This is a genomic window from Providencia sp. TYF-12 (assembly GCF_041344805.1).
Taxonomy (GTDB): domain Bacteria; phylum Pseudomonadota; class Gammaproteobacteria; order Enterobacterales; family Enterobacteriaceae; genus Providencia; species Providencia huashanensis.
Genome location: NZ_CP166833.1, coordinates 1,519,526 through 1,535,236 on the forward strand (window position 1 = coordinate 1,519,526; position 15,711 = coordinate 1,535,236).

The 15,711-nt window shown below is 38.0% G+C and carries 16 protein-coding genes and 1 riboswitch; of the genes, 11 read left to right on the top strand and 5 right to left on the bottom strand.

Translation table 11 applies throughout. From position 1 onward, the window contains the following. Nucleotides 1-71: 71 nt before the first annotated feature. Entirely contained in the window at nucleotides 72-1,040 is a 969-nt protein-coding gene (locus tag ABE954_RS06725; protein ID WP_042845178.1) for an FUSC family protein, read from the bottom strand. Nucleotides 1,041-1,248: 208 nt separating this feature from the next. Here ABE954_RS06725 and ABE954_RS06730 point away from each other — a divergent pair, with 208 nt between their 5' ends. After that, nucleotides 1,249-1,869: a malonate decarboxylase holo-ACP synthase gene (locus ABE954_RS06730; protein ID WP_042845176.1), complete on the top strand. Its 621-nt coding sequence runs from the start codon at nucleotides 1,249-1,251 to the stop codon at nucleotides 1,867-1,869. Between the two features lie 138 nt (nucleotides 1,870-2,007). Here ABE954_RS06730 and ABE954_RS06735 read toward each other — a convergent pair whose 3' ends face one another. Next, the gene (locus tag ABE954_RS06735) at nucleotides 2,008-2,637 is read right to left on the bottom strand and encodes a glutathione S-transferase family protein (protein WP_048607961.1); all 630 of its coding nucleotides are present in this window, start codon (nucleotides 2,635-2,637) and stop codon (nucleotides 2,008-2,010) included. A gap of 383 nt (nucleotides 2,638-3,020) precedes the next feature. Between ABE954_RS06735 and ABE954_RS06740 the strand changes: the two genes are divergently transcribed. The 5 genes from ABE954_RS06740 to tehB all read left to right on the top strand — a co-directional run bounded on the left by ABE954_RS06740 (nucleotide 3,021) and on the right by tehB (nucleotide 7,499). Beyond that, nucleotides 3,021-3,578, top strand: a complete 558-nt coding sequence (locus ABE954_RS06740; RefSeq protein ID WP_042845173.1) for a cytochrome b — start codon at nucleotides 3,021-3,023, stop codon at nucleotides 3,576-3,578. A gap of 13 nt (nucleotides 3,579-3,591) precedes the next feature. Then, nucleotides 3,592-4,170: a YceI family protein gene (locus ABE954_RS06745; protein WP_042845172.1), complete on the top strand. Its 579-nt coding sequence runs from the start codon at nucleotides 3,592-3,594 to the stop codon at nucleotides 4,168-4,170. 282 nt (nucleotides 4,171-4,452) lie between these two features. Further along, a complete protein-coding gene (locus ABE954_RS06750) occupies nucleotides 4,453-5,226 on the top strand; it encodes a hypothetical protein (protein WP_042845171.1) in 774 nt (257 codons plus the stop codon). A 172-nt stretch (nucleotides 5,227-5,398) separates the two neighbouring features. Next, entirely contained in the window at nucleotides 5,399-6,478 is a 1,080-nt protein-coding gene (locus tag ABE954_RS06755; protein WP_048607959.1) for a linear amide C-N hydrolase, read from the top strand. A 133-nt stretch (nucleotides 6,479-6,611) separates the two neighbouring features. Further along, entirely contained in the window at nucleotides 6,612-7,499 is an 888-nt protein-coding gene (tehB, locus tag ABE954_RS06760) for an SAM-dependent methyltransferase TehB (protein ID WP_042845168.1), read from the top strand. A gap of 58 nt (nucleotides 7,500-7,557) precedes the next feature. Here tehB and clcA read toward each other — a convergent pair whose 3' ends face one another. Continuing rightward, nucleotides 7,558-8,964, bottom strand: coding sequence for a H(+)/Cl(-) exchange transporter ClcA (gene clcA, locus ABE954_RS06765; RefSeq protein WP_048607958.1), 1,407 nt, complete (start codon nucleotides 8,962-8,964; stop codon nucleotides 7,558-7,560). Between the two features lie 344 nt (nucleotides 8,965-9,308). Between clcA and hcp the strand changes: the two genes are divergently transcribed. Both hcp and hcr read left to right on the top strand, forming a co-directional pair. Continuing rightward, complete coding sequence (gene hcp, locus ABE954_RS06770) at nucleotides 9,309-10,961, top strand: hydroxylamine reductase (RefSeq protein WP_210814155.1); 1,653 nt, start codon at nucleotides 9,309-9,311, stop codon at nucleotides 10,959-10,961. A 77-nt stretch (nucleotides 10,962-11,038) separates the two neighbouring features. Next, the gene (gene hcr, locus ABE954_RS06775; protein WP_371025808.1) at nucleotides 11,039-12,043 is read left to right on the top strand and encodes an NADH oxidoreductase; all 1,005 of its coding nucleotides are present in this window, start codon (nucleotides 11,039-11,041) and stop codon (nucleotides 12,041-12,043) included. A gap of 99 nt (nucleotides 12,044-12,142) precedes the next feature. Here hcr and ABE954_RS06780 read toward each other — a convergent pair whose 3' ends face one another. Then, a complete protein-coding gene (locus ABE954_RS06780) occupies nucleotides 12,143-12,379 on the bottom strand; it encodes a HEAT repeat domain-containing protein (RefSeq protein ID WP_042845162.1) in 237 nt (78 codons plus the stop codon). A gap of 578 nt (nucleotides 12,380-12,957) precedes the next feature. Beyond that, a riboswitch (M-box (ykoK) riboswitch) is annotated at nucleotides 12,958-13,130 on the top strand. Between the two features lie 73 nt (nucleotides 13,131-13,203). Here ABE954_RS06780 and ABE954_RS06785 point away from each other — a divergent pair. Continuing rightward, nucleotides 13,204-14,274, top strand: coding sequence for a magnesium transporter (locus ABE954_RS06785; protein ID WP_042845160.1), 1,071 nt, complete (start codon nucleotides 13,204-13,206; stop codon nucleotides 14,272-14,274). 30 nt (nucleotides 14,275-14,304) lie between these two features. Here the strand turns inward: ABE954_RS06785 and ABE954_RS06790 are convergent, their stop codons facing one another. Continuing rightward, on the bottom strand, nucleotides 14,305-14,838 hold the full coding sequence (locus ABE954_RS06790; protein ID WP_210814614.1) for a SprT family zinc-dependent metalloprotease: 534 nt from the start codon (nucleotides 14,836-14,838) through the stop codon (nucleotides 14,305-14,307). Between the two features lie 108 nt (nucleotides 14,839-14,946). Here ABE954_RS06790 and ABE954_RS06795 point away from each other — a divergent pair, with 108 nt between their 5' ends. Together ABE954_RS06795 and ABE954_RS06800 are read left to right on the top strand one after the other, a co-directional pair. Beyond that, nucleotides 14,947-15,270: a helix-turn-helix transcriptional regulator gene (locus ABE954_RS06795; RefSeq protein ID WP_042845157.1), complete on the top strand. Its 324-nt coding sequence runs from the start codon at nucleotides 14,947-14,949 to the stop codon at nucleotides 15,268-15,270. Between the two features lies 1 nt (nucleotide 15,271). Then, nucleotides 15,272-15,709 carry a YeeE/YedE family protein gene (locus ABE954_RS06800; protein WP_042845155.1) on the top strand — a complete coding sequence of 146 codons (438 nt, stop codon included), beginning with the start codon at nucleotides 15,272-15,274 and terminating at the stop codon, nucleotides 15,707-15,709. The last annotated feature ends 2 nt before the right edge of the window (nucleotides 15,710-15,711 follow it).

Below are 15,711 nucleotides of genomic sequence, written 5' to 3' on the forward strand. Positions count from 1 at the left end.
ATTTCGTGAAGTACCCTAGAGATTCGACAAAACTTAACAATGCTTGTTTTTTGAGGATTTATTCCCCTTAGTTATTTTTCTTGTCTGAATAATTTTAAAATAACACTTGTCATAATAGCGATAGCACCTCCTAAGGCGGTCTCTAAGACTCGGTCAAATAATAATTCATAGGTAGGGTGTCGCCAATAAATGACTTGTTCAAGAACGGATAAAATTAAACTGGTAACGACAAAAGTCATGAAAGTGTAGCCATGATGAAAGCTCATAGGCATGAGAAATGCGAACACCACCATTGCAAATAAGCCAATATAAGGCATCAGAGGGGTGTTAAATAAAAGGTACAGTAAAAGTACGGAAATAAGGCTCCCTAAAACGCGTTGCCCTGTAATATGAATGATACCCTTAGTTTTGGGGTGTAAAACAAATACAAATGTGAGCAATGTCCAATAAAAATGACCTAGGTCGAGCATTCTAGGAATGGCTAATGTTAATAAAAGCCCCACAGCATAAGTCATGGAACGCGGGATAATATTCTTATGTAATGTGAATAAATTTTTCTCAACCAGTGCACCGGTAATAATGCTATGTCGTGTCATTTTGTGGCTTAAGGTATAGTAAGTTACTAAAGTAACACCGCTTCCAATAATAAAGCCCAACGCTAAGCTTCTAGAAATATCAGGTAAAATTGTCCCTATGGTTGACATGATAATCATAAATTTCATGGTTAAATCCATCACAGGGTCAGTGCCATATAACTGATAATAAATAAAAGAAAACACGAAGAGATAAACATAAAACGCCATGCTTAATCGCAGGGTATCACCTATAAATATGGCGACTAAAATCATCAATAGCCAAAAAGCGGTATAGGCATAATTTTTATACTCTTTTGCAGCATTGAACAGATTAAAAGAATAAAGTGTGGAAAATGCTGCCCACATAGCTGCTTGCGCATCTAAAATCAGATAGGCCGCGACTGCACTAAACAACATGCAGCTGGTAAAAAGGAACCCATCGTAAATAGCAGGGATGTTTCTCATAATACGACGCTCATAAATAGAAGCTTAACTTATTAATTATTAAGGTAATTAGATAGCAATCTCATTGATGTTTCAAGGATAGAAAACAATATCTGGCTAGATTGTTAATTAATGGCACGATATTCATGGTTAAAAGGTAAATTCTGTTTTTATGCAGTAAAAAAGGCATAATAGAAGGAGCATTCATAGCAATCATAAAGGTAATAAAATGCAAATAATTAATCCGCATGATTTTGTTTGGGTCGGCAATGATAATGATGTTGCGGTAGAATCGCTCCCTGAATGGGTTGCCTCACAGTGGAATAGTAAGCTGCCACTGACCGTTTATAGAGATAAAGCGGACAATAATAAATTGACGGTCGCAATTCGGGGAATTAAACCGCATCAACGCGTCACGACTCAAATTGAGAAATCAGCGATAACCCATATTATGAATGTAGAGTCTTTGGTAGCAAATTCAGTTGAATTACAACGCTCTATGTTTATCGCGTTACCACCTGTCCAGGTGTTATGGATAATCTCACAGGATAAATGGCCTTGGCAGTGGGGCGTCACGGGGAGTTGTGCCTATACCTTGGCAACCGATATTCAAAGTATGTTATCTGACTGCGACCTTGATGTAGTTATTCGTTGTTCAACTCCTCAACAAAAAGAAGATTTTGCCGAATTCGCCATTAAAGCAAATACCCCGTATTGCCCAATTGATATTCACATTGAAACCCCAAAAGGGGGCTTTTCGTTAGCGGAATGGTTTAAAAACGACCAAGTTACATTACATACTCCTACTGGCGATGTAATGACTGCTAACCCTTGGGATGAAAGATTGTAATCTTTTATTTATAAAATAGGGGTAATGGCTTGAATATTAATCAGATTGGTTAATATTTAATTTTGATGTTCGTGCAGGTGATTTTTTCCTAATCAATAAATTAGGGGGCAATACAACTAAGCGCCCCTATCTTATCGGTTAGTGGTCGATATTCGGTTCATGTAGACTTGCTTCGTGCCATTCTTTCATTGCCGGTAAATCTAAAACGCGGGCTACCCAATGTTGTGCTGCTGGGCTTATTGGTAACTGATAGCTACGGATGCGAAAGGCTACAGGTGCGAAGAAAGCATCAACAACGCTAAACTCATTGCCCGCAAGCCATGGCCCGCCGAATTGATTCAACCCATCTTGCCATAATTGCTGAAGGCGGTTTAGGTCCGTTTGTAATTCGGAAGAAATCGTCGCTGTAGTTGCTTTGAGCGCAACATTCATTGGGCATTGTTGGCGTAGATAAGTAAACCCAGAATGCATTTCTGCACTAGCGCTGCGAGCCCAAGCTCTTGCTTTGTTATCTTTTGGCCATACTTGAGGGTGCGTTTCAGCGATGTATTCACAAATAGCGAGAGAATCCCAAACAGTGAGTTTGTCATCAACTAAACAAGGTACTAAGCCCGTTGGGGAGAAACGACTAAATTTGTTATGGCTACTTTTACCATTTTCAAAAAAACACAGATTTTCTTCAAACGGGATTTGCAATACTTTTAATAAAACCCAAGGACGTAAAGACCACGAAGAGTAATTTTTATTCGCTATCCAAAGTTTATACATAGAGTCTAACCTGCTAGTTAATTAAAAATGTAAAAATGGAGAATACCAATGTAAAAGGAAAATGCCTGACCGACAAATTTTATTTTTATGAGAAAAGGTTATATCTATTTGCTATAAGGTAGAACAAATTGAAATTAACCAAAATGGAAATATAATTATCCAGTTACGACTGTTTACAAAACTGGAAGAATCTTTATTCAACTTTTACTATTAAATATAGACAAAACAAAATAGTAAACTATTTTTAATTATGTTGATTGTATTTGAATATCTACAACAAATTATTTGTTTAACTTAGGGATAGGAATAATATTAGTTTCACCTTATGATTACTACGGCTTAGTTAATACGATATCACCTTCACCTCTAAATGGTTTTTTATCATGCAATGGAAAAATAGTGCAACCCGTTATGGGCATATCTCGTTGCTCGTGCATTGGTTGGTCGCAATAGTCGTATATGGAATGTTTGCTTTAGGTTTATGGATGGTGACACTGGGATATTATGACAGTTGGTACCACCAAGCTCCTGAGATACATAAGAGTATAGGAATATTATTATTTATTGTTATGGCATTTCGTGTGATTTGGCGATTTATTTCTCCCCCACCGAAACCATTAGCAAGTTATAGCAAATTAACGAGAGCAAGCTCTTTGATTGCACAGGTGCTGATTTATATTATTTTATTCAGTATTTTGATTAGCGGTTATTTAATTTCGACTGCTGATGGACAGCCTATTAGTGTATTTGGCTGGTTTGAAGTACCCGCAATATTTACTGGCGCTGCAACACAAGCGGATACCGCAGGTGAAATTCACTTATATTTAGCTTGGGCTGTAGTTTTATTGTCAGTTTTACATGCTTTTGCTGCTTTTAAACATCACTTTTTTGATCGTGATATTACATTAAAAAGAATGTTGGGTTTTAATCCCGATAAGTAACGTGGAGATAATTATGTTGAAGAAAACGGTTCTTGGTCTGGCTACTGGTGCTTTATTTTTAACCGCAGGTTCTGCATTAGCAGAAACATATCAATTTGATAAGCAAGGCCAACATGCGTTTATTGAATTCCGTATTCAGCATTTAGGATATAGCTGGGTATATGGTAGCTTTAAAGATTTCGATGGCAATTTCACTTATGATGCAAAAGACCCATCAAAAGATAAAGTAGAAGTCACGATTAAAACGGGAAGCATTGATACTAACCATGCAGAGCGTGATAAGCATTTACGCAGCGCAGACTTTTTAAATGCAGCTAAATTCCCTGAAGCGAAATTCGTTTCAACAGAAGTGAAAAAAGACGGTGAAACTTATAAAATTACAGGTGATTTTACTTTAAATGGTGTGACAAAACCAATTACCTTAGATGCAAAACTGATGGGTGAAGGTAAAGACCCATGGGGTGGATATCGCGCAGGTTTTGAAGCTCAAGGTAATATTAAATTGAAAGAATTTAATATTAAATCTGATTTAGGGCCTAAATCTCAAGAAGCACAACTGCTGATTTCTGTTGAAGGCGTTCAAACTAAATAAGTTTTATTATTCAAAACCTTCGGGCTGCTAAGCTCCGGAGGTTTTTTATTTTATGAATAACTAAATTATTTTCTGTACTAAATCCCTCTTATCTTTATTTCGCAATTTCCTTTATTCCTATAGCTAGACAGCTTCGATGCAAGCTAAAATAGTAGGCATAGGACGTTATCGTCTTGAACACTATTATTTGGTGTATGGCAATATATCTCATTGTTTAGGTGATATAGGCAAGTTTGACGGCATTTGTGGTGATCCGTTTTATAGAGAAAAGGCAGGGCAATTTTGAAAACAAATAACTCACGTAAAACCGCATTAATTGTATGCATTATTTTTATTGCATTTGCGCTCGGTTTTTATTGGTTAAGTAAAGATAATGACGTGTTATCAACTGAAAATAATAGTGCTATTCATTCAGAAGCACTTGCTCAAGTTGAAAAAGAATTGCCGATAATTGCCACAGTAAAGAAAATAAGCCCTGAGACCTACCAAAGTTTTGAGCACCTTATTACACAATATGACCCGACGAATGAAGACCTGCGTCGTCAATTATTTGATCAGGTTGTTGGCAGCGTAATGAAACTGGTGCTGGAGCGTATGGAATACGCCTCTGATGATTCTGTTATTAATTTCACCAGTAAAGTGAATGATTATCTTAAAATCTTATTAGAAGAAGACCCAACAGGGCAAACATGTTTTTATTCTCTTTTCCCACATTTAAGAGAGACGGCGGAAATTATCCCACCCCAAAAAAGCCAAGTAGTATTATTAAAGCAAATTCAAGCAACGAATGAACTGTTAATTTCGAGTGAAGCGGGTACGAAGCAAGCTTTAATGTCACCTGCTGAATATACTGAGATGTTGACTAAACTAGCCAGCGAACTTTCTACAAAATATGGTGCAGACACAGCAATTCTTGGCAATTTACAAGCGGGTAAAAAATCGCCTGCATTAGCTTGTCGTATTTCGATTAGCTTCTATGATGAAATATTAGCTATCCCAGATAACAAACAAAAAGCAGCATTATTACGTTCTTTGTTTTCTTCAGTAAATAACTAGTTTTTTCACTGTAAAAAATGGCACTGATACAAAGAAGTGCCATTAACGTTTATCATTTATTGTATTTCTTACTATATCCATATCTCATTTTATTTTTTATCTAGTAAGACTAAATAATATCCATCTGTATACTATGCTTATAGTACGTTAATTTGATTATTTTGGAGATGGCATGCAGTTTGTTAAAAAAAGCATCGTAGCACTAGCGACAATCGCAGCAATATCAATGCCTATTATGGTGAGCCAAGCATGTACTCGGGTACTTTACTTGGGTGACAACGAGCAAATCATGACTGGTAGAACAATGGATTGGAAATACGATATTGGTACCAATCTTTGGGTTTTCCCCCGGGGAATGGAGCGTAATGGGGTTGCTGGGCCAAATTCTCTACAATGGAAGTCAAAATACGGTAGCGTGATCGCTTCAGGTTATGATATTTCGACGACTGATGGGGTCAATGAAAAAGGCTTAGTGGCTAATCTCTTGTGGCTAGCGGAATCAAAATACCCTCAAGTGGACGATAAACAACCTGCATTGTCTATTTCATTGTGGGCACAGTATGTTTTAGATAACTATGCAACGGTTGAAGAAGCGGTTGCTGATTTAGAAAAAAATCCGCTAGTCGTCGCTACTGATAATGTGCCAGGGCAAGATCGTTTGGCGACCTTACATTTATCTTTATCAGATGCTAGTGGCGATAGCGCTATTATTGAATATATTGATGGTAAGCAAGTTATTCATCACAATCGAAAATATCAAGTGATGACTAATTCACCAATTTATGAAAAGCAATTAGCAATGCAGGAATATTGGCAAGGGATTGGTGGTACAGTGATGTTACCAGGAACTAACCGCTCAGCAGACAGGTTTGCCCGGGCCCAATTCTATATCAATGCCATCCCTCAAAAAACAACAGCTAACAAAGCGGTAGCGAGTGTTTTTAGTGTCGTTCGCAATGTGTCTGTACCATATGGTTTGACATCAGAAAACTCACCAGAGATATCATCAACTCGTTGGCGTACTTTGGTGGATCATAAGCGTCAACTTTACTTTTTCGAGTCCGCATTAACGCCAAATATTTTTTGGACCGATTTAAAGAAAATTGATTTTTCTGCTGAAACAGGGAAAGTCAAAAAGCTTGACTTAGGAGTAGAGCAAAGCAATATCTATTCAGGGGATGCGACCAACAGTTATGTGGTAACAAAACCATTTGAATTCTTAGGGTTAAGTGCTAAGCAATTAGGTTATTAATTATCTATTATTAGGTAATGAATCATAGGGCAACCGCTAGTGCTGACTGGCGGTTGATTTGTATCAAAACCCTGATTGTTTTATTAATGAAAGCTTTGCAGTGTTCAAGCTATCGGTATAAGATGTATTTAAAATGCAACTTATTGGTGATGATATGAATGAACTTGTGTGCTACAAGACCATGCCGGTCTGGAATAAAACCTCTTTACCGCTCATGTTTCAAGAGCGCCATAATACAAAAGAGGATACATACGCCCAGTTAAAGGTATTGAAAGGCTCTCTTGATTTTATCATTTTTAATGAAGATGGCAGCGAACAGCACTTCACCTTTGATGTTCATAACCAGCCGCCAATAATCGAACCACAAATTTGGCATCGTATTTCCAATTGTAGTGATGATATGGAATGCCAACTCGCCTTTTTGTGCCAACCAGAAATTAAATTTTATAAGCAGTATGGTTTAACGATCCCCCATTCAGAAGTTCGGTATTTATGTGAAAATAAATTATCAGCCCCTTGTAAAACGTTGGATTTAGGCTCTGGTCGTGGAAGGAACAGTTTTTACCTTGCATTACAAGGTTATGACGTTACTTCCGTCGATATCAATCCGCAACATATTCAAGCGATTGATTTTGTGAAAAAACAAGCAGGTATAGATAATATTCATACTGCTATTTACGATATTAATAGCCACCAAATTCAAGATGATTATCAATTAATTATTTCTACTGTGGTACTGATGTTTTTGCAGCGTGAAAAGATTGCGGATGTGGTAGCGAACATGCAACAGCATACGTTATCAGGTGGTATTAATGTGATTGTCTGTGCTGTTGAAACGCCAGATGCTCCATTAGATTTAGTTCCTTTTAAATGTTTCTTGAAGCCAGGCGAATTAAAACATTATTATCAAGACTGGGAAATTTTAAAATATAATGAAAACCCAGGTCATCTGCATCGCACGGATGCACAAGGAAACCGAATTAAGCTTAATTTCGCAACGCTAATTGCAAAAAAAAGATAAAACTATCTGATTGATAAAAAACGGGTTGTTTCAACAACCCGTTTTTTTATGGCTAACGTTAAGCAGAAGGGGGGATGGTCGCTTTCGCTGCTGACTCTTCTTTTGCACTACGCTCAAGTGTTTTTTCTAATATAACGGAGTAAAGGGGCCTGCCACCTAAAAACTGGGCCATCATAGTGGCACCGATACAAGTAATAATCATAGGCAAGATAAGCTGATAATTATTCGTCATTTCTAAAACTAATACGATACCCGTTAAAGGGGCCCTTACCGTTGCAGCAAATAAAGCCCCCATGCCTGCGATGGCAAAAGTCCCCACTTCTATTTGGTAATGGGGAAATAGTTCGAGTACAGCATAGCCAAAAACACCACCAAATAACGTTCCCAGAGCGAGTAAGGGAGAAAAAATCCCTCCAGGTGCGCCTGAGCTAAAACTAATTGTTGAGGTTAAAAAGCGTAATGCAAAAAAGAGGAATATTAAGGTAATCGTAAATTGTCCTGCAACCATTTGGTGGATCACCGAGTAACCACCGCCAACAATTTCAGGAGTATAAACACCAATAGCACCAAAAGCCCCACCAATCAGCCCTCCCATTAAGACGAAACGAGAGATTTTATTTTGATAAAAGGCGAGAAATTTATCCTGTAAAAATAATAAAAAACGGTTGAAACAGATCCCTACAATACCAAATAACAGCCCTAAAACTAAATAGAGCCAAAGTGTGTTCATGGGGGCTGAGGAAAATTGCCCGATATTTAATAAGGCGGCTTCCCCATTAATTAGTCTAAAAACAATAGTGGCTGTAACTGCACCTATGAATACAGCTTTAATGGAGATTAAACTGTACTTAAATTGAGGACGCATCTCTTCAATAATAAATAATATCCCTGCAAGAGGCGCATTAAATGCAGTTGATAAGCCAGCGGCTGCACCCGCAGCTAATAAAGTGTGGCGAGATTCATTATCTTTTAAGCGAAAAATATCATAGAACATCTGGCTAATATTAGCCCCTAATTGGACTGTTGGCCCTTCACGCCCTAATACCATCCCAGAGCCTAGTGTTCCTAAGCCACCAAAAAATTTTACGGGGATGACTCTCCACCATCTAACAGGGCGTAAATCTTGCAGAGCCCCTTCGATTTCGGGGATACCAGAGCCCCCTGATTCAGGGGAAAAACGTTTAACAAGATAATAACCTATCATTGCAAGAATAGCTGAGACAGCAAACATAGTCGGAATAACTAACCATTTATCTATGACTAAGTCGCCAACAGATTGAGTACGGTAGTTACTGATCCAAGTGGTGCCTAACATAAATAGAGAGCCAATAAGCCCAACGGCAGCGCCAATAATTGCGGCTAATAGTAAGATCTTTATGGGAGTCTTATCTGATTCTTTTAACCGTCTAAGTACACCGAAACGATATTTCATTACGGACTTACTTGTTAATTTTTCCTGTGCCATCTTTTTTTGATTCTCTTTTTGTGATTACATAACAATAACTTACATTCATAGTATAGCAAGAGATAAAGTAAACCTTATCATAGGAAAATTATATTGGAATAAATAGTGATTATTTTTCAAAAAATAAAATGAGGGCAGCTTATTCATTCTGAAATAATGAATAAACACTAAGGCCAGCAGCAGATGGTTTATCATACTTCCAGTATTGATAATAGTTCTCATTCATACAAAACATTAATGTAGATCAATAAATGGTTAGATAGCTAACAATTCCACTTTTTTATTCTAATAAAGAGCGTAATCTTAATGTTGTATTTGAAATGCAACTTTAAGAGGCGAATAACATGTACTGTGTGCAATGTGAACAAACAATTAGAACTCCAGCTGGTAATGGCTGTGCATACGCGCAGGGTATGTGCGGTAAAACAGCAGAAACTTCTGACCTACAAGATTTATTAGTTGCTGTATTGCAAAGCTTATCGGCCAGTGCAGTTACGGCTCGTGAACTCGGTATTATCGATCATGATATTGATAGTTTTGCTCCACGCGCATTTTTCTCCACATTAACTAACGTCAATTTTGATTCAGACCGTATTATTGGTTATGCACGCGAAGCTATTTATTTACGTGATAAATTAATTAAACACTGCCAGTCAGTAAATAGTGCTGTGGTATTTAATCACCCCTTGATCCACTTGCAGTTAGCCGGTACCGATATTCCTACCTTACAGGCACAAGCAGCACAATTCTCTTTGGATATCGATAAGGCAGAAGTAGGCGAAGATATCCATGGATTACGCATGTTATGCCTCTATGGCTTAAAAGGGGCTGCGGCCTACATGGAACATGCTCATGTACTAGGCCAATACGATAATGAGGTTTATGGCCAATACCATAGCATTATGGCTTGGCTAGGTACGTTGCCATCAGACATGAATGAATTGCTTGATAACTCAATGGCAATTGGTTTGATGAATTTTAAAATCATGGAAATATTAGATGCGGGTGAAACCGGTGAGTTTGGTCATCCAGTGCCAACTGAGGTTAATGTTCGCCCTGTTGCAGGTAAATGTATCTTGATTTCAGGCCATGATTTAAAAGATCTGAAAATGTTACTCGAGCAAACAGAAGGTACAGGGATCAATATTTATACCCATGGTGAAATGTTACCCGCACATGGTTATCCAGAACTGAAAAAATATGCTCATCTCGTCGGTAACTATGGCAGTGGGTGGCAAAACCAGCAAGTTGAATTTGCTAAATTCCCTGGGCCTGTTTTGATGACATCAAACTGTATTATTGACCCTGATGTTGGGCAATATAAAGACAGAATTTGGACGCGCAGCATTGTCGGCTGGCCGGGAGCTAAACACTTAGTTGGTGATGATTTTTCTGACATGATAGCGCAAGCACAATCACTAGCAGGGTTCCCATATACCGAAATTGAACACAAAATCACGGTTGGTTTTGGACGCCAAACTTTATTAGGCGCTGCTGATGCGGTGATTGATTTAGTCGCACAGAAAAAACTGCGTCATGTCTTCTTAGTAGGGGGTTGTGATGGTAGCCGTGGTGAAAGAAGTTACTACACTGATTTTGCACGTAGCGTACCTGAGGACTGCCTGATCCTAACATTAGCGTGTGGTAAGTATCGTTTTAATAAATTGGACTTCGGTACATTAGAAGGTTTACCACGTTTATTGGATGTTGGTCAGTGCAATGATGCTTATTCCGCAATCATGCTGGCGGTCAATCTGTCAGAGAAACTTGGGTGTGGTATCAATGACTTACCACTAAGCTTGATTCTATCTTGGTTTGAACAAAAAGCGATTGTTATTCTATTAACACTATTGGCGCTAGGTGTGAAAAATATTTATACCGGTCCAACAGCCCCAGGTTTCTTAACCGAAAACTTATTAAATGTGTTAAATGAGAAGTTTGGTATGCGTAGCATCACCACGGTAGAGCAAGATCTCGCTGAAATTTTACCTGCATAATTAGTAAGACGACTGAACCCGTTTAAAATACCGATATGAGAGAAGGGGGCTGTGACCCCCTATAAAGGAGTGAAGCAATGACAATGCCAAGCAGTTTATGTCCAAATAGGATGCAAATTCATTCTATTATTCAAGAAACAGCGGATGTTTGGACTATCAATCTTATTAATCACGATTTCTATATGTATTCACCAGGGCAATATGCTTTGGTTAGTATTAAAAATAGTGATGAGGTCATGCGTGCTTATACTCTTTCATCATCACCAGGGCAAAGTCGTTTTATTTCGATTACAGTCAGGCGATTAGCAGATGGTATGGGGTCAAATTGGCTCACACGTTCTGTTAAAGAGGGTGATTACCTTTGGCTTTCAGCCGCTCAAGGGGAATTCACTTGCGCTAATGTAGAAAACCAACAATATTTAATGCTGTCGGCAGGTTGTGGCGTGACGCCGATTATGTCTATGACTCGTTGGCTAATGGCAAATCGTCCTGAGGCAAACGTCAAAGTATTATTCAATGTTCGCGATAACCAACAAGTCATTTTTGCACAAGAATGGCAACAATTAACCCAATTATATCCAGATAGGCTACAGCTGTGTGTAATGGCTGAAACTCCAGATAATGGGGAGGTTGCACAGGGTCGTTTAACCGAAGAAAAACTAAAAGTACTAGTACCCGATATTCATTCACGTATCGTAATGACATGTGGCCCAGTTCCATATATGAAAAATGCGCAGCAATTTGCTGCAAATTTAGGCGTCCCTGCTGAGCAATTCTTTATGGAGCGCTTTTCTACCGAACCAGAGGCTATTGATAGCGAAGATGTTCTGACATTAAAAATTCGTCAGCGTTTAGTGAATTTTAAAGTACCAGTTGGTACCTCTTTATTGTCTGCATTAGAACAAAATAAACAGCCGGTTATCGCGGCGTGCCGTGCAGGTGTCTGTGGTAGTTGTAAAACAAAGGTATTATCAGGAAATTACACCACATCCAGTACGATGACATTGACTGAAGCAGAGATTGCCGAAGGTTATGTTTTAGCCTGCAGCTGCCAATTACAAGGCGACACTGAAATCGAGTAAGGTTATTTAACGTCGTTAGGCTGTCTCATTATAAAAATAATGGGGCAGTGCTACACAATACGAAATAATATAAATTTAACGTACGCATAATAAGGGTTTTTAGTGTTCTATTTTTGGACTATGTATGAAATAAACAGACAATTTACTCAATGTATTAATTGCTGAAACTGCGACTTCTTTATTTGGGTCTTGGCATAAATCTATGATGCGTATGATGGCATCATGATATTCAATTGTTGCTTTAAAATCGCCTAATGCTGAAATTGCTGCGATTTTTATTTCATCATTCACTCTGTATGTTAAATTTGTTAACATACCTACAATTACTTTATCCATAATAAAACTTTCACTGTTAAATAAATTAAAAAATATTCTAAGATAATTCTAGTGATATTTAATTCTGAATTGACATCTAAAAATTATTATTAAGAATTAATAATTCATTTTTTGTTAATATATTAGAATTAAATAGCGCTTTAAGTGTATTTTCTTGCTAATTAATTTTTAAATTTGATTGTTGTTGGTTTTAAAAACCACTCAAATAATTAGTGTTAGTAATTTATGATACACCAATAAAGAGTGAGTGGTTTATTTAATAATGCTTGGAGTCATGGGTTTTGATATTTATGCTGTAAGGCAAGGAATAAGGGTGAATTTAATTAATTTTATTAAATTATATCTTTAATGTTATTTTTGTTTTCTTGGTTATTATTGATGTGGTTACTGTTTTATTATAATGTTTTTATAACAAAAACATTATAATTTATTGTTTTTTACAAATTGTTACTTGATGAATTTATATTAAATATAAACTTAAACAAACCCTAAACAATAAGTTTACTATGCGTAAAAAAACGTAGATAGAGACTAGTAATTAATTTATCAATGGGTATAATTCGCGCCGCATCCAAAGTGCAGTATCTCGTTAGGCGAGGCTCCTATACAAACATAGGTTACTGATCTGACGACGTCGAGAGACGCCCAAGATTAGGACAGGATATATCGACCGAAGGTATATCCCCATGTAACTTCCTGCTCAATACAGGATACGTTGTATAGTGCTAAAACCGAGACGAAGAGATAGCTTTTGCATTCTCTCATCTGGTTTCGCCCCTATTTGAGTACTGTTTGAGTAACCAACAGTAATAGGGACTAAAAAAATGACATTCACTTCTCAAAACAAAGCGGGAGCAGTTGCAATTGCTCAATCCGCGATGAAAGGCACGCGCCTTAAAAACCACAATACACAGCAGCCTAAAATTGATGACGCAACTGTTAGTGCATATATGAGCCAATCATATCTACCAGTTTCTGTCGCAGATTCAATCGCCTGTGTAAAACAAAACCTTATTGAACACCTTGATGGCGAACAAATTCCGACTTATTTATTTGTTGTTGATAGCGACAATTATTTAAATGGAATTCTTTCAGTTAAATCATTGTTAGCTTCTCCAGAAGATTTATTAGTGTCTGATATTATGCGGCACAATTATTTTTCGGTTGCACCAGAACAATCTCGTCATGATGTCTATGACCTGATTAACCATAGTGGTCTAGATATGATCCCTGTTGTGCAATTTGGCAAATTAATGGGTGTTTTGCGTCCGCAAGATATCGCAGAACTGATTGAAGATGAGAATACACTTGATGCGCAGTTACAAGGCGCAACGACACCGCTTGATGAGCCTTATTTAACGACTAGTCCAGTAACACTGTGGCGTAAACGTGTAGTTTGGTTGTTAATGTTATTTGTCGCTGAAGCCTATACAGGGACAGTATTAAAAGCATTTGAAGAACAACTTGAAGCAGCAATTTCACTTGCGTTCTTTATCCCATTATTGATTGGTACTGGTGGCAACAGCGGTACTCAAATTACGTCAACGCTAGTTCGTGCAATGGCGTTGGGAGAAGTTAGCTTACGTAACCTTGGTGCAGTGCTGAAAAAAGAGGTTTCTACTTCATTTTTAGTTGCTGTCACTATTGGTGGGGCTGCTTTAATTCGTGCTTGGATCTTAGGCGTTGGTCACGAGGTAACGATTGTTGTAAGCTTAACAATTGTCGCTATCACTATGTGGAGTGCGATTGTTTCTTCAATTATACCAATGGTATTAAAGAAACTAAAAGTAGACCCAGCAGTCGTATCGGCACCGTTTATTGCGACTTTTATTGACGGCACAGGTTTGATTATCTACTTCGAAATTGCCAAATTAGTGATGACGGAGTTTGCTTAAGAGACATGTTGAATTTGCTACGGCGGAAGGTTAATTTTCTGCCGTAGCGGCACTAACTTCCTTCGGTTTTAAAATTTCCCCACATCGACGACACAAATATTGGTTTTCACCTCTCATCACTTTGTTATGACGACGTATTGTTAATTCATGGGTTGTTTTACAGGCACAGGTGTAATTAAAGGTTTTACTTTTTACTGTTGCGACTGAAAAACGATGAGTACGGTTTGCATCCACTTCTAGCACATGTTGCATCATCCATTTCCATTCTTTGCCATGGGGCGCAATTCCCTGTCGACCGAACATCTTAAAAACCAATAAGTGAGCCAGTTCATGAGGAACAACCTCATCGATGAAAAGATGTGTATTTTCAATTAGTAATATTGGATTAATACGAATTTCCCATTCTTTTAAGTAAGCACTACCAGCTGTTGTGCCGCGTTGTTTGTAATTGAGTTTGGGTTCTGGAAAAGCTTGTTCAAGTTTTTGTTCCGCCAACGCGAGCTTTTCCCGTAGGGTGCTCATGACTCGTTGCTGTAAAAAAATAGGGACTCTAATCGTTTTCATAAGTTAAGGATACGTGAAGGTGAGCAAGGCAAACAAGTAAAATTTGACGATTATTATATAAAAATATATATTATAATAATACATAATAAAGATAACTAACGTGACTATATGAATAATACACCAGAAGAATTGCTTTTTGCGATGAAGCAAGCAGCAACACAAACTGCATCATTATTAAAAACACTGGGGAATCCTGATCGCTTAATCCTACTTTGCCAATTAACACAGGGGGAAGCTTGCGTCAGTGAATTAGAGGAACAACTGGGTATCCAACAGCCCACCTTATCACAACAACTGACTGTGTTACGAAATGAAGGCTTAGTGACAACTCGTCGTGAGGGTAAACGCATTTACTATGCAATAGCAGATGAAAAACTATTCACGCTACTTAATACTTTATATCAACTTTATTGCCCGGCAAAGGAGAACTAACATGGTGATTGATTGGGCTAATTTTACCCCGATATCCGCTGCGATAGGGGGCGTGCTGATTGGGTTGGCAGCGGCAATTTTATTAGTTTTTAACGGACGAATAGCAGGGATTAGCGGCATTTTAGGTGGTTTACTAAGACCGATAAAAGGTGATACGGCATGGAAGGCGGCTTTTATCATTGGATTGATGATTGCCCCGTTGTTATTCACTTGGTTTGCTTATACGCCAGAAGTAAATATTACGGCTAGCGTACCAGTTTTAATTCTAGCAGGTCTATTTGTTGGCTTTGGCACGCGTTTAGGGGGGGGATGTACCAGTGGCCATGGCATTTGCGGTATGTCGAGGTTTTCTCGTCGCTCCATTGTTGCCGTAATTATTTTTATGCTTGTGGCTTTTGTAACCGTAGCGCTTGCTAACCAGTACGGGCTAAGGGGATAAGT